Below are 18,137 nucleotides of genomic sequence, written 5' to 3'. Positions count from 1 at the left end.
ATAGACCGTAAATTTTCTGAAAGGATAGCACTAATACCCTTCCATTTACAGGAGTTTTCTTGAAATAAAATTACAGACTAGCCTTTTCTTGACTTACATCAATGAGAATAATTGTTACTTGGCACTACATCTCGGTTTCCAAACACTCGCGTTTAAAAACGGCGTAAAATACAAAATTCAGCCCTGAAGACAGACATCCTTCAGGGCTGAATTTTTATTGCATTTCATATAAAAGGCCGTCTGAAACATTCAGACGGCCTTTTATTCACTTAATTAAGCAAACGGATGATGCAAAACGATGGTTTCTTCACGGTCAGGACCGGTTGAAACAATAGCCACAGGCGCACCGCACACTTCTTCAATACGTTTCAGATAAGCTTTAGCGTTTTCAGGCAGCTTGTCATATTCTTTCACGCCGAAAGTCGACTCGCTCCAACCCGGCATGGTTTCGTAAATCGGTTTGCAGGTTTCTACCGCATCGGAGCCACAAGGCAGAATGTCGGTTTTGCTGCCATCAGGCAATTCATAACCTACGCAGATATTGATGTTCTCAATACCGTCCATCACGTCCAGCTTGGTAATGCACATGCCGGAAATGCCGTTAACTTGAATAGAGCGTTTCAGAGCAGCCGCGTCAAACCAACCACAACGACGCGCACGACCGGTTACAGAACCGAATTCATGGCCGCGCTCAGCCAAGCCTGCGCCCACTTCGTCAAACAATTCAGTCGGGAATGGACCGGAACCCACGCGGGTGGTATAGGCTTTAACGATACCCAAAACGTAATCCAACATTTGTGGACCTACGCCAGCACCGGCAGAAGCGGCACCTGCCAAGCAGTTGGAGGAAGTTACAAACGGATAAGTACCGTAGTCGATGTCCAGCAACGTACCTTGCGCGCCTTCAAACAACAGGCTTTCGCCTTTGCGGTTTTTCTCGTTCAAAACACGGGAAACATCGGTAATCATCGGAGTAATGCGCGGTGCAACTTTTTCAATGACCGCCATCACGTCTTCAACTTTTACCGGCTCGGCATTGTGCAGGTGTTGCAACTGAACATTGTAATAAGCCAAAACGGCTTCCAGTTTTTCAACTAGTTTTTCAGGGTGCAACAAGTCCACCACACGAATCGCGCGGCGGGCAACTTTATCTTCATAGGCTGGGCCGATGCCGCGACCGGTTGTACCAATTTTACTTTTACCGCGGGAAGCTTCGCGTGCTTGGTCAAGCGCAATGTGGTAAGGCAGAATCAATGGACAGGTCGGCGCAATTTTCAGACGGCCTTCGACGTTTTTCACACCGGCAGCGTTCAATTCATCGATTTCACCCAACAATGCTTCAGGAGAAACGACAACACCTGAGCCGATGAAACAGTCCAAAGTCTCATGCAAAATGCCGCTTGGAATCAGGCGCAAAATGGTTTTTTTGCCACCGACGACCAAAGTATGGCCGGCATTGTGGCCGCCTTGGAAACGTACAACACCGCTGGTTTCTTCCGCCAGCCAGTCAACAATCTTACCTTTGCCTTCATCACCCCATTGGGCACCGATTACGACAACATTTTTAGCCATAGCCATCTAACCTTATTTCAGATACAAAATTTCAAAATAAAACTCAATCGTTCAAAGCGATTACTTTCCAAACGCCGTCTACCTGTTTCAGACGGCCTGTAACCTCTTCCGAACCGTTATAGCCGATACCGTAATCGATAACGACACATTGTCCTTGTTCGCGCAAAGCATCTACCGCTTCTTGAGCCGCAGGCATGTCTTTTACATCGACAGCCACCACGGATTCCCGTCCGATAGCAGGAAGGCGGCCGATAAAGCTGCGCAAATCAAAACTGAATCCGGCCGCAGGACGCGCGCGTCCGAAGTATCCGCCCAATCCATCATAACGGCCGCCGCGTGCCACGGCATCATGACGGTTTGAACCATAAGCCGCGTAAAGCAAACCGGTGTGGTAATTGTCAACGCGCAATTCCGACAAATCGATATGCACTTTTTGATTTGGGAACGCGTTGCATACTGCCTGCAATTCATCCAAGGCCGCACTGACTGCGGACAATTCCGGTAATTTCTCTCTAGCCAAAGTCAGCACTTCACGACCACCGTACAGCCGGGGCAACAGTGAAAACGCTTTTGCCCACATACCATCGAGTTTCCACTCTTTGACCAACTGGCTGACGGCCTCAGCATCTTTGTCCTGCATCGATGAAAGCAGGGTTGCCGATTGCTGCTCATTCAAATGCGCGGCATTTGCCAAAGCACGAAATACGCCGATATGACCCAACGAAAGCAAAACTTCGCCCATGTCGGCAATCTTCATGCTTTTCAGCATCAAATCAATCAATTCAATATCCGCTTCAATGCCTTCCAAGCCATACATTTCCGCCCCCGCCTGCAAAGGCTCGCGCATATTGAGCAATCCATCAGGCCGAGCATGAAGCACCGAACCGGCATAGCATAAACGGTTGATGCCTTGGTTGGCAGAAAGCAAGTGGGCATCAATACGTGCCACCTGCGGCGTAATATCCGCGCGGATACCGAGTTGACGGCCGCTGAGCTGATCGACGACCAAAATGGTTTTCAACGACAAACCGGCATCGATATGTGTCAATAAGGAATGGCTGTATTCCATCAATGGCGGTTGCACCAATTCATAACCATGCACGCGGAACAAAGCCAATAGCCGCTCACGGGCGCTTTCCAGTTGTCGGGCATTGGTCGGTAACACGTCGGCGACGTGTTCAGGAAGCTGCCAAGACTTCATGAGAATCTACCTCTGTTTTTTTGTAAACATAAAGGGCTGCTTAAATTTAAAACCAAACCAGCCTGACGACTGAAATTTTCCTGAATGCATCAACGGTAAATTCGATGCGACTTCAACAAAACTGATTTTAAATTTAAACAGCCCCTGAGTAACGGCTTCAAACCGTCGAGTTATTAAAATCAGACTTTACCATATTAAAACGAATTTTGCACCCTGTTTACAGAGAACGTAAAAAAACATTAAAAACAAAGGCCGTCTGAAAACCAAATGCATAGCTGCATCATTTTCAGACGGCCTTATTCATGCCTGAACAACCCGACGCTTAGCGCCAGTAACGCCACCAAGGCATATCGTCAGATCGCCATTCGTGTTGCAAAAACGGGCTTTGCGGGAAGTTAGTTTCCAAAACACGGCGTGTATCGGCAGCCAGTTGCGGCTTGTCCAGTTTTTTGTACGCCAGTTCCATCATCGCCAAAGCTTCTTCAACGTAACGGGTATTTTGGTAACGGCTGACGATTTTTTGCGCACGGTTGGCCGCTGCGACATAAGCACCGCGTTTCATGTAATAACGCGCCACAGACATCTCGTTACCGCCCAAAGCGTCCACCAGCTTGGCCATACGCTCGGTTGCATCAGCTGCATATTTGCTGTTTGGATAACGTTGAACCAACTCGGCAAACGCCTGATAAGCATCGCGGTTGGCTTTCGGGTCGCGGTCGGACCAGTCTTGGGAAGCCAGCTTGTTCAAGAAAGACTGGTCTTCGTTAAACAGGACCAAACCTTTCAAGTACAGCGCGTAGTCCATATTCGGATGTTGCGGATGATGGCGTTGGAAACGCGCAATGGCAGCCAAGGCTTTTTCCGGCTCATCGTCTTTATAATAGGCATACGCCGTATCCAACTGGGACTGCTGGGCATAGCGGCCGTTTGGAAAACGGGATTCTAAAATTTCGTATAACTTGACAGCTCGCGTATAATTGTTGCTGTTCAATTCGTCTTGCGCTTCGGCATAAAGCTTTTCCACACTCCAATCTTGAGTAATTTGGGCGTCTTTATCGATTGTGCCTTTATTTGCGCAGGCACTCAGTGCCAAACCTAAAGAAACTACTAAAAGAATTTTTTTCATGCAGAATACTTCCTTTGATAACGAAGCCGATTATAGCGATGATTTAGACTTTCCGTCATCCCCTGAAACAGAAAGTTGTGTTAATTTGACCGTTCCGCTCGAAATGGCAGGCGGAAGGCTGGATTCCGTATTGGCCAAACTCATGCCCGACTACTCGCGCAGCCGCCTGAGTTCGTGGATTAAAGAGGGTGCAGTTATTGTAAACGATAAGCCCGCGCAACCCAAAGATAAAATGATAGGCGGTGAATTGATTGCCGTTACAGTACGTCCGAGCGAAGAAAACCTCGCGTTCACGCCCGAACCGATGGATTTGGACATCATTTACGAAGACGATACCGTTATCGTCATCAACAAACCGGCCGGACTGGTCGTCCATCCTGCCGCAGGCAACTGGAGCGGCACCCTGCTCAACGGCTTGTTGGCGCACTGCCCCGAATTAAGCCAAGTGCCGCGTGCGGGCATCGTACACCGTTTGGACAAAGAAACCAGCGGTCTAATGGTGGTCGCCAAAACCTTGCCGGCGCAAAACTCACTGGTTCAACAGCTTCAAGAGCGCACAGTCAAACGCATTTACCGTGCAGTCGCCAACGGCATTGTTCCTTTCGACGGCAAAATCGAAACCCAAATCGGCCGCGATCCGCACAACCGCCTGAAAATGGCAGTCGTTAAATTCGGCGGCAAACCTGCCATTACCCACGTCAAAGTGTTGGAACGTTATCTGGCACACAGCTACATCGAATGCTCGCTCGAAACCGGCCGCACGCACCAAATCCGCGTCCATATGCGCGAAGCCAACCATCCGCTGGCCGCCGATCCTGTTTACGGCAACCTGCGCCATCCATGTAGCGATGCGGTTAAAGAAGCCATCAAAGCCCTCGGCGCGCGCCAAGCCCTGCATGCTTACCGCTTGAGCTTTGTGCATCCGAAAACCGGCGAAACCGTTTCCTTTGAAGCACCTTTACCTGACGATATGTACCACCTGCTTTCCGTCCTGCGTCTGGAAGCCGGTTTGGATTCATCTCTAAGCAACGAGGAAGAATGGCAAGAAAAATTCGGCATGGACGATGACGATGATTGGAATGAAGACGACTACGATGTCGAAGTCGTTTATGTAAGGGATTAAACCCATTTTTCAGACGGCCTAAAATATTATTTGAGGCCGTCTGAAATCAATCCGTTCCAATATTCAGCGATTCAAAGATTATGAAAACCATCACAGATACCCTAAACCTCGCCCCGCAGGGCAAGAATTTTTTGACTGCCGACTGGCCTGCCCCTGCCAATGTTAAAACGCTTATTACCACGCGCAACGGCGGTGTCAGCGAAGGCGTGTACCGCAGCCTGAATGTCGGCTCACACGTCGGCGACAATCTGGAAGCCGTGCTCCGCAACCGCGAAATCGTACAGGAACAAGTCAGCCTGCCCGTTGCCTACCTCAATCAAATCCACAGCACCATCGTTGTAAATGCCGCAGAAGCATTAGGCAATACGCCTGACGCCGATGCCTCGGTTGATACGACGGGTACGGTCGCCTGCGCTTCGATGACTGCCGATTGCCTGCCTGTCTTGTTTTGTGACAAAGCAGGTACAGTCGTTGCGGCAGCTCATGCAGGCTGGCGCGGTTTGGCCGGCGGCGTTTTGCAAAATACCATTGCGGCAATGAATGTCGAGCCGCTGGAAATCATGGCCTATCTCGCCCCTGCCATTGGCCCTGATGCGTTTGAGGTGGGGCAAGATGTATTTGATGCGTTTTGCACCCCCATGCCGGAAGCTGTCGATGCGTTTGAAGACATCGGCGGCGGCAAATACCTTGCCGACATTTACGCTTTGGCGCGCATGATTCTGCATCGCGAAGGCGTGAACATGATTTATGGCGGCACCCATTGCACCGTCTTGGAACGCGATACTTTCTTCTCCTACCGCCGCGACGGACAAACCGGCCGCATGGTCAGCCTGATTTGGTTGGAAAAATAAGATTTGCGCCATCTAAAGACAAGGCCGTCTGAAATACTTTCCGTTTGCGGTTTCAGACGGCCTAAACATTATTCGTTATAATCCGACGATACCGTAACCGGTTTCAACGAAGGAATATCCAATGAAAAAAATCCTATTGCCTGCACTCGTCCTATTGCTTGCCTCTTGCGGTTTCCACCTGAAAGGCACAGGCGTGACTTCGCAGCCGCTGCCTTATCAAAACTGGCATGTAGAAGGCGGAGCCGTCATGCAAAAAGCGCTGGAAAATGCCTTACGCCGTGCCGACGGCCATCCGGTTAGCGAAGCTGAATCACAAATCACCCTGCGCGTTGTCGACTTTCAAAAACGCCGCGACATCTACACCATCACCCGCGCCGCCGCAATCAACGAATACCTGCTGGCCATGACCGTTAAAGTCCAAACCTTCCGCAATGGCGAGCCGGTTGGCGAACCGATGGAAGTTAAAGTTCACCGCACCATGGACTACGCCGACAGCGAAGTTTTGGGCAAACAGGAAGAGGAAGAAACCATTTGGTCTGAAATGCGCATCGACGCCGCAGATCAAATCGTCCGCCGCCTGACTTTCCTGAAAGCGCAATAATGGCTGCCGCGCCCATTGAGAGCCTGCGCCCCGATACGCTGCTCAAACCGTTGTATATCATCCACGGCGAAGAGGATTTGTTGCGCATCGAGGCTTTGGATACGCTGCGCGCAGCCGCAAAAAAACAAGGCTATCTCAACCGCGAAGTTTATACTGCCGAAAACAATTTTGACTGGAACGAGCTGTTGCAAAGTGCCGGCAGCGCAGGTTTGTTTGCCGATTTGAAACTGCTGGAAATCCACATTCCCAACGGCAAGCCCGGCAAAAACGGAGGCGATGCCCTGCAAGCCTTCGCCGAACGCTTGCCCGAAGATACGGTTACGCTCATCCTCCTGCCCAAGCTTGAAAAAGCGCAAATCCAGTCTAAATGGTTTTCCGCATTGGCAGGCAAAGGCATCGTCTTAGAAGCCAAAGCCGTTGCGCCACATGCTTTGCCGCAATGGATACAGGGCCGTCTGAAACAGCAGGGTTTGGATATCGAACCTGAAGCACTCGCCCTTTTTGCCGAGCGCGTCGAAGGCAATCTTTTGGCCGCCCGTCAGGAAATCGAAAAACTCGCCCTGCTCCATCCCCAAGGCCATTTGATCAATATTGATGATGCGGAAGCCGCGGTTGCCACCGTCGCCCGCTTCGACGTATTCCAACTGGCAGGCGCATGGATGAAAGGCGACGCCCTGCGCGTTTCCCGTTTACTGGACGGTTTGGAAGAAGAAGGCGAAGAGCCGGTTTTGCTTTTGTGGGCGGTTGCCGAAGACATCCGCACCCTAATCCGCCTGACTGCCGCACTCAAACAAGGCCAAAATATCCAAAGCCTGCGCAACAGCCTGCGCTTATGGGGCGACAAGCAGACCCTTGCACCGATGGCGGCCAAACGCATTTCCATCAACCGCCTGCTTGACGCGCTCAAAACCTGCGCCAAAATCGACCGTATCATCAAAGGTGTGGAAGAAGGCGATGCATGGACCGAGTTCAAACAACTCGTTACCTCGCTGGCCGCTTGAAACCGTTGCCACGTATCAAGAAACTTGCACGCAATACGCCCCAAAAACAGAAAATACTGTAAAATAGCGTAAACTTAAATTCAGGCCGTCTGAACCTCGTATTTCAGACGGCCTCTTCCAGCAAAAAACAAGGAAACACCAACCATATGGATAATAAAACCAAACTTCGCATCGGCGGTCTGGCCCTGCTGACCACTGCCGTATTAAGCCTCATCATCGTTCTGATCGTCGATTCATGGCCGCTGGCCATCCTGTTGGCCGTCATCATCGTGGCCGCTGCCGCAGGCGGTTTCGTTTGGACTTCACGCCGTCAGCAACGCCAATTCCTCGAGCGCCTGAAAAAATTCGACATCGATCCGGAAAAAGGCCGTATCAATGAAGCCAACCTGCGCCGCATGTACCACAGCGGCGGCCAACATCAAAAAGACGCGATTACCTTGGTTTGCCTGTCACAAAAATGTTCCGTTGACGAAGCGCACGCCATCTTCAAAAAACGTCCAACCCGTCAGGAAATGAACCAAATGGCTGCCCAACAGGCACGCGGTCAAAAACGTCCACATCGCTAATCCCGACAGTAACAGGCCGTCTGAACATCCTATCCCGTTTCAGACGGCCTGTTTTTATTTCCATCAAACCCATTTCCGTTTCCATCGCATTATGACCCGTCTTCCTACCGCCCCACTCAAACGCCGCCTCGCCGCATTGGTTTACGAACTTCTGCTGACCGGCGCCGTTACCAGCATTGCCGCCCTTGCAGCCGGCATTGTCGCCATCTTTCTCAATCCCATTTCTACGCGCCTGTCCATGCTGACAACCTGTCTGATTTTGTTCTACGCATGGTGGCTCTACTTTCGCGCCAACTGGCACAAAAAAGGCCAAACCCTCGCCATGCAGACATGGAAGATCGGTTTAGCCGATAAAAACGATACCCAGCCGCCCCTACCACAACTGCGCCTGCGCTTTATTTGGGCTAGCATTTTTATTGTCTTCATTCCCCTATTTGCCTACGCTGGATTGCGTCATCTGCTCAATATCCCACCCAAAGGCGCATTCGGCGCCGCGCTTATTTGGCTCATCCTGCCATGGGGCTTCGCCCTGTTCCATCCTGACCGCCAGTTCCTCTACGACTTCTTGGCTGGAACAAGGCTGGTGGATTTAAATCAGAAGAAAACAAACGAATAAAATTCGCAAGCATCTCAAGCCCTAAATGAAATAAAGGCCGTCTGAAACTCAAGATAAGTTTCAGACGGCCTTTAATCATGAAATCAAGCGATGATTATTCTTGCCAACGTTTGAACACCAGCGAAGTATTGACGCCGCCAAAAGCAAAGTTATTGCTGACCACATAATCGGTTTGAATCTCACGTCCGCCTGTTTGAATATAATCCACCTTGCCGCAACGCGGATCGATGTTTTCCAAATTGACAGTTGGCGCAAACCAACCATTGTTCATCATTTCGATGGTAAACCAGGCTTCCAATGCGCCGCACGCGCCGAGTGTATGTCCGAGATAGCTTTTTTGTGAACTCATCGGCACAAAACCAAACACTGCCTCAGTCGCCAATGTTTCGGCAATATCGCCTTTTTCGGTCGCTGTACCGTGGCCGCTGACATAGCCGACTTTATCAGGCGTAATACCGGCGTCTTTCAGCGCAAGCTCCATACATTTTTGCATGGTTTCTTTTTGCGGTTGGGTAACGTGGCTGCCGTCGCTGTTGGCACCATAGCCGACAAGCTCGGCATAGATTTTCGCACCGCGCGCACGGGCGTGTTCTAATTCTTCCAATACAAAAATGCCTGCACCTTCGCCGATGACCAAGCCGTCTCGAGCGTTGTCGTAAGGGCGCGGGGTCAACTCAGGTTCGCCGTTGCGGCGACTGGCGGCATAAAGCGAATCAAATACATACACTTCGGACGGACAAAACTCTTCGCCGCCGCCGGCCAGCATCATATCAATCAGGCCGTATTTAATCGCTTCGTAGGCATAACCAATGCCTTGGCTGCCGGAAGAACACGCGCTCGAAGTCGGGATAATGCGGCCTTTTAAGCCGAAGAAAATACCGATATTGGCGGCAGTCGTATGCGGCATCATACGCACATAAGTATTGGCGTTGAAATTACGCGATGTGCCGGTAAGCAAAAGTTCGCCCATATCGCCGATGTCTTTGGTACTGCCGACAGACGAACCGCACGCCACGCCCATACGGCCGTCTGTAATGCTTTCATCACCCAGCAAACCCGCATCCGTCAAGGCTTGTTCCGCCGCATCGACACACAAATGCGATACGCGACCCATGCTTCTAAGCTGCTTGCGCGTCCAGTGTTCGGGAGGAGAATAGCCTTCAATCGGAGCACCCAGTTGCGCTTCCAATTCAGGAAAGCGTCCGCGCCAATCCATGTATTTGACGGCATTTTTTTCAGCTTTAAAGGCCGTCTGAATACTTGGCCAATCACGGCCGAAGGCGGTAATACCGCCGATACCTGTTACAACGACTCTTCTGGTATTCAACACAAACCTCCGTTCACAGCAATCACTTGGCGCGTAATGTACGCCGCTTTTTCATCCATCAAAAAGCGCACCGCATGCGCTACTTCCTCGGGCAATCCCATACGCGCGGCAGGGACGGCCTTTAAGATTTCTTCAACAGGCACGTTCTCATCGATAATATCGGTATCGATAAGGCCCGGCGCCACGCAGTTGACGGTAATTTTGCGTTTTGCCAACTCAACCGCCAAGGCCTTTGCCGCGCCGATCAGGCCCGCTTTGGACGCGCTGTAATTGACCTGACCGCGGTTGCCCGTCAAACCGGACACCGACGCCATACACACAATCCGTCCTGCTTTGCGGCGACGGATCATCGGCATGGTCAAAGGGTGCAACACATTATAAAAACCGTCCAAATTGGTACGCAGCACCAAATCCCAATCGTCGTCTGAAAACGCGGGGAAGGCATTGTCGCGCGTCAGACCGGCGTTCAATACTACGCCGTAATATGTGCCGTTTGCCTCAATGTCGGCAGTCAAAATTTCACGGCATGCTTCGCGGTCGGATACGTCAAACTGCAACACGCGCGCATTTCTACCCAACGCACGGATTTCTTCCGCTACAGCTTCCGCTTCATCACGGCGGCTGCGGCAGTGGACGACAATATCAAAGCCGTCCTGCGCCAAACCAAGCGCGACGGCTTTGCCGATACCGCGATTAGATCCTGTAATTAAAATAGTTTCACTCATACGTTTTCTCACTATATCGACAGGCCGTCTGAATCTTTGTCTTTTCAGACGGCCTTGTAAACGGTTTAAATGATTTGACCGTCTTTCGGACTGTACACATTTAAAGAAGCTTCTGCCAGCAAACCGTCCGGCGGCAACAGATGCTTCACATCTTCCGGTGCATCCGTCCAGCGCAACTCGCAATCAAATACGCCCATACCGCCCAAATCCTGAATGGACACATGCGCCCTGACCTCCAGCTCAGTACCGACAGGCACGGAATCGGCAAACAAATCCAGCTTGCGCGTTCCCAATAAAAAACCCAAACGGACAGGCTCTCCGGCCTTTAAAGCCTCAATGCCTGCGAAAGCGCCTATGCCCTGTGCCATCAATTCCATATAAGCCATAGACGGCAACACGCCGTCCTGCAGCAAAATATGCTTATCACCAACCGGCGCACGGCAAACCGTATAGTCATCGCCAAATTCTTTCACACAGTCGATAAGCACCATATGTCCGCTGTGCGGAAGCAGTGGAGCCACATCATAAATCGGGGCACTCGGTATTGAAGGCATAAAATGTCATCCGGGAATAAATTACGTTACAATATGCATTATAACAGAGCCTAGCTTTTACTAACCCATTTCATTACAATGTATGAAAATGTAAAACATTGAAAGACATCATGCCTCAAAACGTTTGCCGTTTCAGCTTCAATATCGCCGCATGGCAGGCCTCCTCCAGCAAAATCAGTACGCCGGAGCAATGGCAGGACTGGGCGCAGGGAAAACTCGATACCGCCTCAATGCCGGAGTGCAAACCCGCGCTCTCCTTTTTACCGCCAATGCAACGCCGCCGCCTGGGAAAAGCGGCACGCTTGGTTTGCGATGCCGCATGGAATCTGGCCGACCAATATCCTGAAAGCGTCCCGGTGTACGTTTCGCACGACGGCGAAAGCAACCGCAGCTTTGAATTGTGGCAAGAGCTTTTGAACACGCATACCGTGTCGCCGACCTCATTCGGCCTGTCCGTTCACAACGCGACGATTGGGCAATGGTCGATGTTGCGCAAAGACATGAGTGAGCATACCGCGTTGGCCGTTGCTGCCGATTCCTTTGAAACCGCGCTGACCGAGGCATTTGCGCTTTTACAAGACGGCGCGCCATCCGTTTTAGTGATTGTTGCCGATGATCCTTTGTCCGAAGACTATCCCGTCCTAGCTACACGTGCGCCGTTTGCCTATGCATTGGCACTGGTGATTACAAAGGGCAAAGACTATACCTTAAGCTTGGAAACCACATCCGCAAGGCCGTCTGAAAACCCTAACGATACAATAGTCGAGCCCTATTGGAGCAGCTTGGAGTGGGTACGCTTCCTGCTTTCAGACGGCCGACAACATACGCAACATTATGCCGGTAGAAACTGGCACTGGCAGAAAAACGCATGAAAACTTTAGACTATTTCCGTCGCTTTTTTGCCACACTCTTCGGCTTCATCCTCTTCGGCGTTGCAGGCGTATTGTTCAAAATCGCACTTTTGCCCTATACGCTCAAATCGACCAAAGGCGACATCAAGCGCCAACTTGAAGCAAGACGCATGATAGGCAAAGTTTGGCGTTTCTTTGTCGGCTACCTGCAATGGTCAGGCGTATTGAGCGTCCGCTTCAACGGCCTGGAAAAACTCGGCAGACCCGGTCAGCTCATCCTTGCCAACCATCCCTCGCTTTTGGATGTTGTTTTACTGATCAGCCACTTCCCCGACCCGAACGTGTTGGTCAAAAAAGACCTGTTGCACAACCCCAGCATGAAAAGCCAAATTATCGCTTCAGGCTACATTCCCAACGACGAAAGCATGGAAATGTTGGAAGAAATCGACGCCGTGTTCAAAAGCGGGCAAAGTATGCTGATTTTCCCCGAAGGCACGCGCACAGGTTGGGACGGACAGGTTAAAATGCACCGCGGCGCCGTATCGCTCGGTTTGCGCAGTGCATCAGTCATCACACCCGTGTGCATCAAGATGACGCCGCCCAATTTTAAAAAGGGGCAACCGTGGTACAAAATCCCGCCACAAAAAATTCATTATGAAATTACCGTCGGCGATGACATACTGCCGGAAGAATGGCTGGCAGAAAAACCCCTGCCCATCGCCGCACGACGTTTAAACGAATACCTGCAAGACTATTTTACAAGGAAAACCACATGAGCAATTTAGAAAACCAAATCAAACAATTAATCATCGACAGCTTAGGTCTGGAAGACATTACCGTTGCCGACATCGGCAGCGAAGATCCGCTTTTCGGCGACGACGGCCTGGGTCTGGATTCGGTTGATGCATTGGAACTTGGTTTGGCCGTACAAAAAACCTTCGGCTTCCAGCTCGATGGTGAAAACGACAACCTGCGCGAAAACTTCGCCAACGTCAAAACTCTGGCCGAGTTCGTCAAGAGCCGCCAAGCATAAGGGAGAAAGAAGATGACCGAACAAGAAGTACGCACCCTGCTGACCGATGCACTGGTTAACCTGTTTGAAATCGAACCGGAACGCATCAAACCCGAAACCAACCTCTACGAAGATTTGGAAATCGACAGCATCGACGCCATCGACCTTATCGACCACATCAAACGCGAAACCGGCCGCAAACTGCAAGCCGAAGACTTCCGCAATGTGCGTACCGTAGAAGACGTGGTTCAAGCGGTTTTGAAAGTACAACAAGATTCCTGATTCCGCTTTGAATCAGCATATTTTCAGACGGCCTTGTCAATCGGCAAGGCCGTCTGAAAATCAATCGCGACCATGAAAATACTAGGAAAACTCCTACTGACCCTTGCCAGCCTCGCCTATCCGCTCATATGGTATTACGGCAGGGAAAACGGCGCATTTTTCTGGCTTGCCGCGGTCATGTGTGTGTTATGGCTGATACGCGCCGCCATGTCGCAAACTGCAGCCCAACGCATTACGGCGATTATCCTTGCCGCTTTTTTTGCGGCGGTACTGGTTTTCAGACGGCCTGACTCGATGTATTGGTATCCCGTCGCCGTCAACGCGCTGATGCTTGCCGTTTTCGGTGGCAGCCTATTTGCCAAACAAACCGTCATCGAACGCATCGCCCGACTGCAACACCCTGACCTGCCGCCCGAAGGTGTGCACCACACTCGACGCGTTACGCGAATCTGGTGCGCGTTCTTTATCTTCAACGGCGCAACCGCCGCCATTTTGGCAGGCTTGCAATATTACGATTGGTGGGCGGCTTATACAGGCATCGTGTCGTATGTGTTAATGGGAATCTTATTTGCCGGAGAGTGGATTTATCGGAAATTGGTTTTGAAGGTTTAATCTATCTCTAAAATTATCAACTAAAATATATACTTAACCTTATTTCTACATTGGAGAACATAATGCTGAAAACTATATTATCTACGACATCAATACTGATTATTACGGCTTGCTCAACAACTCCAATTACAGTAAGTAATGGAAGCATCGTTCCTGAACATCTAATTTATGAAAAAAATATAGTTAAACAGAATGATGACCCATCAAAAGGAAATATCACAATACTTCGAGATGCCGGCTTTACCGGTGCAGCATGCTCATACGATATTACTCTAAATAATAAAAAAATTTTCAGTATTCAACAAAATCAATATTTAACTATTGCGCTTGAGCCTGGTGAATATTTTCTTGGTGCATCAACTGGAGGGGGATTATGTCCCAATACTCAATTGACGCAAGATGTGAATCTAAAAGCAGGAGAAAATAGAGAATACAGAATTAGTATTAGTTCAAACTTCCAACATATGTTTACAAGACAAAAATAACTTATGTACCTAACCCGAATCCTATCCCCCGACCTACCCCAACACGACATTATCGCCGCCCATCCGAATTGGACGCGTGCTGATTTCAACCGTGCGGTTTTCCATCTGTCAGGCCGTCTGAAACAGGCAGGCGTGCAAACTGCCGCGTTGTGGTTTGACGATGCCGCGCTGTTTGCCTGTTCCGTGTTGGCAGTGTGGCATTCTGGCGGAAAGGTTTTATTGTTGCCCAATTTGGCGCAAGACAATTTGGATTGGGGCAAAACGGCAGAAGTATTTTTAACGGATTCAACAGATAAAAAGCTGTCTTCAGACGGCCTGAACATCTGGCACTTGCCTGATGTATTAGCTAAAACAGATTTGGAAGGGCTACACACCTATCCTGAAAACCATCTGATTCCCGATCATGCCGAAGCATGGTTAAAAACATCAGGCTCCAGTGGCGAAGCGCAGATTATTGTGAAAACCGCCGCGCAAATGCAGGCAGAAACCCTGACTTTGGCAAATACGCTACCATTTGGACAACATGGTGAAACCGTGATTGGCAGCGTGATTCCGCAACACCTTTACGGCTTCACGTTCCGCTTCGCACTCGCGCTGACAATGGGTTGGACTATGGAACGACAGCAGGCTGTTTATCCGGAAAACCTGCTTTCCAGCACGGCCGCACATGATAAAGTGGTTTGGATTGCCAGTCCGGCCGTACTCAACCGCTTAGGTGAAAACCGCAACTGGCAAAGTATCGGCCATAAAATTGCAGGCATTGTCTCGGCCGGTGGTGCATTGCCCGCAGCCACGGCGGATTTGCTGCAACAGGCTGCCGTCCGCCCGTTTGAAGTCTATGGCAGTACCGAAACCGGCGTGATTGCCTCACGTTGCGAACGCCAAGAATGGCAGCCGTTCGAAGGCGTGGAAATCGGACAAAACGAAGAAGGCGCACTGTGGGCTTCTTCGCCTTGGTCGCCCGAGCGCCGTCAAACAGCCGATTTGATCGAGCCGCAAGATGACGGTTTTCTGTTACTCGGTCGCCAAGACCGCATTATTAAATTTGAGGACAAACGCGTGTCGCTGACCCAAATCGAACACGAACTTTTACAACACCCTTGGATTGCCGACGCCCACTGCGGCCGCCATCCGCAACATCAACGCATCGCCATATGGGCGGCATTGAACGCGGACGGTATCGCCGCCTTGCGTGAGAAAGGCCGTGCTGCGGTTGCCGATACGCTCAAACGCCATCTGGCCGCCACGCAGGACACCATCGCCTTGCCGCGCTACTGGCGTTTTACCGATGGCCTGCCGCGCAACGCCCAAGCCAAAATCGCCGCGGCGGATTTTCAGACGGCCTTTACCGTTGCCCAAACTTCGCCCGTTTGGTCGAAAACTTCATCTGACGATGAAACCAATACCGAAATTTTTATCGGGCGCGTGCCTTTGGATTTGGTTTATTTCGGCGGCCATTTTGCCACCTTCCCGCTGGTTCCCGGCGTGGTCGAGCTACAATGGGTGCGCAACCTGATCGCGCCCAAGCCATGGAGTAAACAGCGCGTCATCCGCATCGAAAATCTAAAATATCAGCAGTTTATCCGTCCTCACGATGAAGTGTCGGTAGAGCTGAAATTTGATGAAAGTAAAAACAAACTGAGCTTTAAAATCAACAACGGAGAGTATCCGTGTGCATCAGGACGGATCGTGTTTGAGGCCGTCTGAATATACTTATTAACTTTTTAGTGGAAAACCAACAATATGCAACTCTTCCCTGCCCTAGAACAACGCTATTCCCACGAACACCAGTCCGCAGGCGAGGCTCAACGTCTGGCTCAAGAAATCGCTTTTGCACCGATTGTATTCCAAGTTTCCCGCCTGATGGTGAAATTTGGCATTCTGGACTTGCTGAACGACCATCCAGACGGCCTCACTCAAGCCGAAATTGCTGAAAAAGCGAAAATCAGCAACTACGCGGCACAAGCCCTGCTGGAAGCCTCGCTGTCTATCGGCACTGTCTTGACTCGCAATAACCGCTATTTCATCAGCAAGGCCGGTTGGTTTGTCCTCAAAGACAAAATGGCCCGCGTCAATATGGATTTCACGCAGGAAATCTGCTACCAAGGCATGTTTGATTTGGAAAAAACCCTGCAAACCGGCAAGCCCGAAGGCCTGAAAGTATTCGGCGACTGGCCGACCATTTACGAAGGCTTGTCTTCATTGCCAAGCATCGCGCAGGAAAAATGGTTTGCATTCGACCATTATTATTCCGACAATTCCTTCGCCGAAGCACTGAACACCGTGTTCGCCAAACCGGTTAAAAAACTGCTCGATGTCGGCGGCAATACCGGCCGCTGGGCGGAGCAATGCGTCAACCACAATGCCGAAGTCGAAGTGACCATCATGGATCTGCCGCAACAAATCGGCTTGATGCGCGAAGCGACCAAAGGCAAAAACGGTGCGGACCGTATCCACGCCCATCCGGCCAACCTGCTTGATCCTGAAATTCCGTTCCCAACCGGTTTTGACGCGATCTGGATGAGCCAATTCCTAGACTGTTTCACCGAGGAACAAGCCACCAGCATTCTTCAACGCGCCGCTGCGTCTATGAGCGAAAACACCAGCCTCTACATCATGGAGCCTTTCTGGGACAGACAACGCTACGAAACCGCCGCCTACTGCCTGACCATGACCAGCCTGTATTTCACTGCCATGGCCAACGGCAACAGCAAAATCTTCCACTCTGAAGACCTGATCCGTTGCGTTGAAAAAGCCGGATTGAAAGTAGCGGAAATTTCAGACGGCATCGGCCGCGGCCACAGCATCTTGCGCTGCGTTAAGGCCGTCTGAACATTATCTTTTAAACCCTAAAAAGAAACCGACCCCAACAGCCATTTCAGCTATCGGGGTCGGTTTGTTTTTAGGTATCAGCCTTAATGCATCAGCCACGCAACATCCATACTGCGCACACCAAAGCAATCGCCACCAACAAAGCGGCAAACAGTTGTCCCATTCCGGCCAATTTAGGCTGCTGGGCATCGATGGTTTTAAAGCCGTTAATCATCGGCGTAATCAAATCCTGTTTTTTCACAAAGCGATACAGCAAAACAGCCGCGATATGTACGCCTGCTAAAACAGCTAAGACATTAAAGAAATTGACATGGATTTTTCGCGCCAGCGTACCGGCGTGTTCGCTGACCAAATGATTCAAAAAGCCGGAATTGGTAAACGTATTTTCATCGGCGGCAAATAAGCCTGTGGCCGTCTGAAAAAACAACGCGGCCAATAAAGCGATGACCATCAGCGCACCCAAAGGATTGTGGCCGACCAATTCGTCTTCAGACATTTGGCCTTGCGTATAGCGGCGGATTTCGGGAAACGGACGCACAAATCGGCTGAATTTTGCCGTATCGCTACCCCAAATTCCCCAACACAAGCGGAAAACCACCAAAGCCAGCATCAACAAGCCGCCACGCAAGTGCCATACCAGCATATCGCCGCCTTGGGTTGCGCTGTACCACATAAAACCCATCATTAGCACCAAGAGCCAATGGAACAGGCGCGTAGGTGCGTCCCAAACTTTTATTTTTTGCTTCATTACCTTTTACTTTCTGATTTAAAATTAAATTTCTTATCTTGGAAGGTTACGC

The 18,137-nt window shown here is 50.5% G+C and carries 21 protein-coding genes; 14 read left to right on the top strand and 7 right to left on the bottom strand.

All coding sequences use genetic code 11. The features are described 5' to 3' along the window. Positions 1 to 273: 273 nt before the first annotated feature. The 3 genes from KCG55_RS08835 to KCG55_RS08825 form a co-directional block, all read right to left on the bottom strand. Positions 274 to 1,572, bottom strand: coding sequence for an adenylosuccinate synthase (locus KCG55_RS08835; protein ID WP_070585699.1), 1,299 nt, complete (start codon positions 1,570 to 1,572; stop codon positions 274 to 276). A 43-nt stretch (positions 1,573 to 1,615) separates the two neighbouring features. Then, entirely contained in the window at positions 1,616 to 2,773 is a 1,158-nt protein-coding gene (locus KCG55_RS08830; protein ID WP_250580191.1) for an ATP phosphoribosyltransferase regulatory subunit, read from the bottom strand. A gap of 322 nt (positions 2,774 to 3,095) precedes the next feature. Beyond that, on the bottom strand, positions 3,096 to 3,899 hold the full coding sequence (locus KCG55_RS08825) for an outer membrane protein assembly factor BamD (protein ID WP_004519923.1): 804 nt from the start codon (positions 3,897 to 3,899) through the stop codon (positions 3,096 to 3,098). Between KCG55_RS08825 and rluD the strand changes: the two genes are divergently transcribed. From rluD to KCG55_RS08795, 6 genes are all read left to right on the top strand, one after another. Next, positions 3,898 to 5,022: a 23S rRNA pseudouridine(1911/1915/1917) synthase RluD gene (gene rluD, locus KCG55_RS08820; protein ID WP_254322796.1), complete on the top strand. Its 1,125-nt coding sequence runs from the start codon at positions 3,898 to 3,900 to the stop codon at positions 5,020 to 5,022. The genes KCG55_RS08825 and rluD overlap by 2 nt on opposite strands. 80 nt (positions 5,023 to 5,102) lie before the next feature. Next, complete coding sequence (gene pgeF, locus KCG55_RS08815; RefSeq protein ID WP_254322795.1) at positions 5,103 to 5,873, top strand: peptidoglycan editing factor PgeF; 771 nt, start codon at positions 5,103 to 5,105, stop codon at positions 5,871 to 5,873. A gap of 121 nt (positions 5,874 to 5,994) precedes the next feature. Next, the gene (gene lptE / locus KCG55_RS08810) at positions 5,995 to 6,474 is read left to right on the top strand and encodes an LPS assembly lipoprotein LptE (protein WP_254322794.1); all 480 of its coding nucleotides are present in this window, start codon (positions 5,995 to 5,997) and stop codon (positions 6,472 to 6,474) included. Further along, on the top strand, positions 6,474 to 7,475 hold the full coding sequence (holA, locus tag KCG55_RS08805; RefSeq protein WP_254322793.1) for a DNA polymerase III subunit delta: 1,002 nt from the start codon (positions 6,474 to 6,476) through the stop codon (positions 7,473 to 7,475). Before lptE ends, holA begins: the two co-directional genes overlap by 1 nt. Positions 7,476 to 7,621: 146 nt before the next feature. Continuing rightward, on the top strand, positions 7,622 to 8,041 hold the full coding sequence (locus tag KCG55_RS08800) for a hypothetical protein (RefSeq protein WP_003746427.1): 420 nt from the start codon (positions 7,622 to 7,624) through the stop codon (positions 8,039 to 8,041). 91 nt (positions 8,042 to 8,132) lie between these two features. Further along, on the top strand, positions 8,133 to 8,657 hold the full coding sequence (locus KCG55_RS08795; RefSeq protein WP_004519927.1) for an RDD family protein: 525 nt from the start codon (positions 8,133 to 8,135) through the stop codon (positions 8,655 to 8,657). A 94-nt stretch (positions 8,658 to 8,751) separates the two neighbouring features. Here the strand turns inward: KCG55_RS08795 and KCG55_RS08790 are convergent, their stop codons facing one another. The 3 genes from KCG55_RS08790 to KCG55_RS08780 form a co-directional block, all read right to left on the bottom strand. Further along, positions 8,752 to 9,987, bottom strand: a complete 1,236-nt coding sequence (locus KCG55_RS08790; RefSeq protein ID WP_250580201.1) for a beta-ketoacyl-ACP synthase — start codon at positions 9,985 to 9,987, stop codon at positions 8,752 to 8,754. Further along, the gene (gene fabG / locus KCG55_RS08785) at positions 9,981 to 10,709 is read right to left on the bottom strand and encodes a 3-oxoacyl-ACP reductase FabG (RefSeq protein ID WP_250580203.1); all 729 of its coding nucleotides are present in this window, start codon (positions 10,707 to 10,709) and stop codon (positions 9,981 to 9,983) included. Before fabG ends, KCG55_RS08790 begins: the two co-directional genes overlap by 7 nt. Positions 10,710 to 10,774: 65 nt before the next feature. Further along, the gene (locus KCG55_RS08780; protein WP_254322792.1) at positions 10,775 to 11,263 is read right to left on the bottom strand and encodes a thioester dehydrase; all 489 of its coding nucleotides are present in this window, start codon (positions 11,261 to 11,263) and stop codon (positions 10,775 to 10,777) included. Positions 11,264 to 11,373: 110 nt separating this feature from the next. On the opposite strand from KCG55_RS08780, the gene KCG55_RS08775 reads away from it, so the two are divergent. The 8 genes from KCG55_RS08775 to KCG55_RS08740 all read left to right on the top strand — a co-directional run bounded on the left by KCG55_RS08775 (position 11,374) and on the right by KCG55_RS08740 (position 17,337). Further along, entirely contained in the window at positions 11,374 to 12,135 is a 762-nt protein-coding gene (locus KCG55_RS08775; RefSeq protein ID WP_254322791.1) for a beta-ketoacyl synthase chain length factor, read from the top strand. Beyond that, positions 12,132 to 12,890 carry a lysophospholipid acyltransferase family protein gene (locus KCG55_RS08770; protein ID WP_003746415.1) on the top strand — a complete coding sequence of 253 codons (759 nt, stop codon included), beginning with the start codon at positions 12,132 to 12,134 and terminating at the stop codon, positions 12,888 to 12,890. Before KCG55_RS08775 ends, KCG55_RS08770 begins: the two co-directional genes overlap by 4 nt. Further along, positions 12,887 to 13,147, top strand: a complete 261-nt coding sequence (locus KCG55_RS08765; RefSeq protein WP_003680822.1) for a phosphopantetheine-binding protein — start codon at positions 12,887 to 12,889, stop codon at positions 13,145 to 13,147. Before KCG55_RS08770 ends, KCG55_RS08765 begins: the two co-directional genes overlap by 4 nt. A gap of 12 nt (positions 13,148 to 13,159) precedes the next feature. Further along, positions 13,160 to 13,408, top strand: coding sequence for an acyl carrier protein (locus tag KCG55_RS08760; protein WP_003680823.1), 249 nt, complete (start codon positions 13,160 to 13,162; stop codon positions 13,406 to 13,408). Positions 13,409 to 13,480: 72 nt separating this feature from the next. Then, positions 13,481 to 14,020 carry a hypothetical protein gene (locus KCG55_RS08755; RefSeq protein ID WP_254322790.1) on the top strand — a complete coding sequence of 180 codons (540 nt, stop codon included), beginning with the start codon at positions 13,481 to 13,483 and terminating at the stop codon, positions 14,018 to 14,020. A 62-nt stretch (positions 14,021 to 14,082) separates the two neighbouring features. Beyond that, positions 14,083 to 14,505: a DUF2846 domain-containing protein gene (locus KCG55_RS08750; RefSeq protein ID WP_254322789.1), complete on the top strand. Its 423-nt coding sequence runs from the start codon at positions 14,083 to 14,085 to the stop codon at positions 14,503 to 14,505. A 3-nt stretch (positions 14,506 to 14,508) separates the two neighbouring features. Then, positions 14,509 to 16,212 (top strand): AMP-binding protein, encoded by a 1,704-nt coding sequence (locus KCG55_RS08745; protein ID WP_254322788.1) that lies wholly within the window; start codon positions 14,509 to 14,511, stop codon positions 16,210 to 16,212. A 36-nt stretch (positions 16,213 to 16,248) separates the two neighbouring features. Further along, the gene (locus tag KCG55_RS08740; RefSeq protein WP_254322787.1) at positions 16,249 to 17,337 is read left to right on the top strand and encodes a methyltransferase; all 1,089 of its coding nucleotides are present in this window, start codon (positions 16,249 to 16,251) and stop codon (positions 17,335 to 17,337) included. A 91-nt stretch (positions 17,338 to 17,428) separates the two neighbouring features. Here the strand turns inward: KCG55_RS08740 and KCG55_RS08735 are convergent, their stop codons facing one another. Next, the gene (locus KCG55_RS08735) at positions 17,429 to 18,085 is read right to left on the bottom strand and encodes a cytochrome b/b6 domain-containing protein (RefSeq protein ID WP_254322786.1); all 657 of its coding nucleotides are present in this window, start codon (positions 18,083 to 18,085) and stop codon (positions 17,429 to 17,431) included. Positions 18,086 to 18,137 lie beyond the last annotated feature (52 nt).

Origin of the sequence: Neisseria subflava, assembly GCF_024205745.1 — a bacterium.
Classification (GTDB): domain Bacteria; phylum Pseudomonadota; class Gammaproteobacteria; order Burkholderiales; family Neisseriaceae; genus Neisseria; species Neisseria flavescens_B.
The sequence above is the reverse complement of the archived record's forward strand: the minus strand, read 5'-3'. Positions and strand labels throughout refer to the sequence as shown.

What these genes read in the sequence shown, in the direction of transcription:
- KCG55_RS08830 (WP_250580191.1), bottom strand. Translation starts at nt 2,773, where the DNA reads ATGAAGTCTTGGCAGCTTCCTGAACACGTCGCCGACGTGTTACCGACC.
- fabG (WP_250580203.1), bottom strand. Translation starts at nt 10,709, where the DNA reads ATGAGTGAAACTATTTTAATTACAGGATCTAATCGCGGTATCGGCAAA.
- KCG55_RS08780 (WP_254322792.1), bottom strand. Translation starts at nt 11,263, where the DNA reads ATGCCTTCAATACCGAGTGCCCCGATTTATGATGTGGCTCCACTGCTT.
- lptE (WP_254322794.1), top strand. Translation starts at nt 5,995, where the DNA reads ATGAAAAAAATCCTATTGCCTGCACTCGTCCTATTGCTTGCCTCTTGC.
- KCG55_RS08800 (WP_003746427.1), top strand. Translation starts at nt 7,622, where the DNA reads ATGGATAATAAAACCAAACTTCGCATCGGCGGTCTGGCCCTGCTGACC.
- rluD (WP_254322796.1), top strand. Translation starts at nt 3,898, where the DNA reads ATGCAGAATACTTCCTTTGATAACGAAGCCGATTATAGCGATGATTTA.
- KCG55_RS08770 (WP_003746415.1), top strand. Translation starts at nt 12,132, where the DNA reads ATGAAAACTTTAGACTATTTCCGTCGCTTTTTTGCCACACTCTTCGGC.
- KCG55_RS08825 (WP_004519923.1), bottom strand. Translation starts at nt 3,899, where the DNA reads ATGAAAAAAATTCTTTTAGTAGTTTCTTTAGGTTTGGCACTGAGTGCC.
- KCG55_RS08745 (WP_254322788.1), top strand. Translation starts at nt 14,509, where the DNA reads ATGTACCTAACCCGAATCCTATCCCCCGACCTACCCCAACACGACATT.
- KCG55_RS08760 (WP_003680823.1), top strand. Translation starts at nt 13,160, where the DNA reads ATGACCGAACAAGAAGTACGCACCCTGCTGACCGATGCACTGGTTAAC.
- KCG55_RS08750 (WP_254322789.1), top strand. Translation starts at nt 14,083, where the DNA reads ATGCTGAAAACTATATTATCTACGACATCAATACTGATTATTACGGCT.
- KCG55_RS08740 (WP_254322787.1), top strand. Translation starts at nt 16,249, where the DNA reads ATGCAACTCTTCCCTGCCCTAGAACAACGCTATTCCCACGAACACCAG.
- KCG55_RS08755 (WP_254322790.1), top strand. Translation starts at nt 13,481, where the DNA reads ATGAAAATACTAGGAAAACTCCTACTGACCCTTGCCAGCCTCGCCTAT.
- KCG55_RS08775 (WP_254322791.1), top strand. Translation starts at nt 11,374, where the DNA reads ATGCCTCAAAACGTTTGCCGTTTCAGCTTCAATATCGCCGCATGGCAG.
- pgeF (WP_254322795.1), top strand. Translation starts at nt 5,103, where the DNA reads ATGAAAACCATCACAGATACCCTAAACCTCGCCCCGCAGGGCAAGAAT.
- KCG55_RS08765 (WP_003680822.1), top strand. Translation starts at nt 12,887, where the DNA reads ATGAGCAATTTAGAAAACCAAATCAAACAATTAATCATCGACAGCTTA.
- KCG55_RS08835 (WP_070585699.1), bottom strand. Translation starts at nt 1,572, where the DNA reads ATGGCTAAAAATGTTGTCGTAATCGGTGCCCAATGGGGTGATGAAGGC.
- KCG55_RS08735 (WP_254322786.1), bottom strand. Translation starts at nt 18,085, where the DNA reads ATGAAGCAAAAAATAAAAGTTTGGGACGCACCTACGCGCCTGTTCCAT.
- KCG55_RS08795 (WP_004519927.1), top strand. Translation starts at nt 8,133, where the DNA reads ATGACCCGTCTTCCTACCGCCCCACTCAAACGCCGCCTCGCCGCATTG.
- holA (WP_254322793.1), top strand. Translation starts at nt 6,474, where the DNA reads ATGGCTGCCGCGCCCATTGAGAGCCTGCGCCCCGATACGCTGCTCAAA.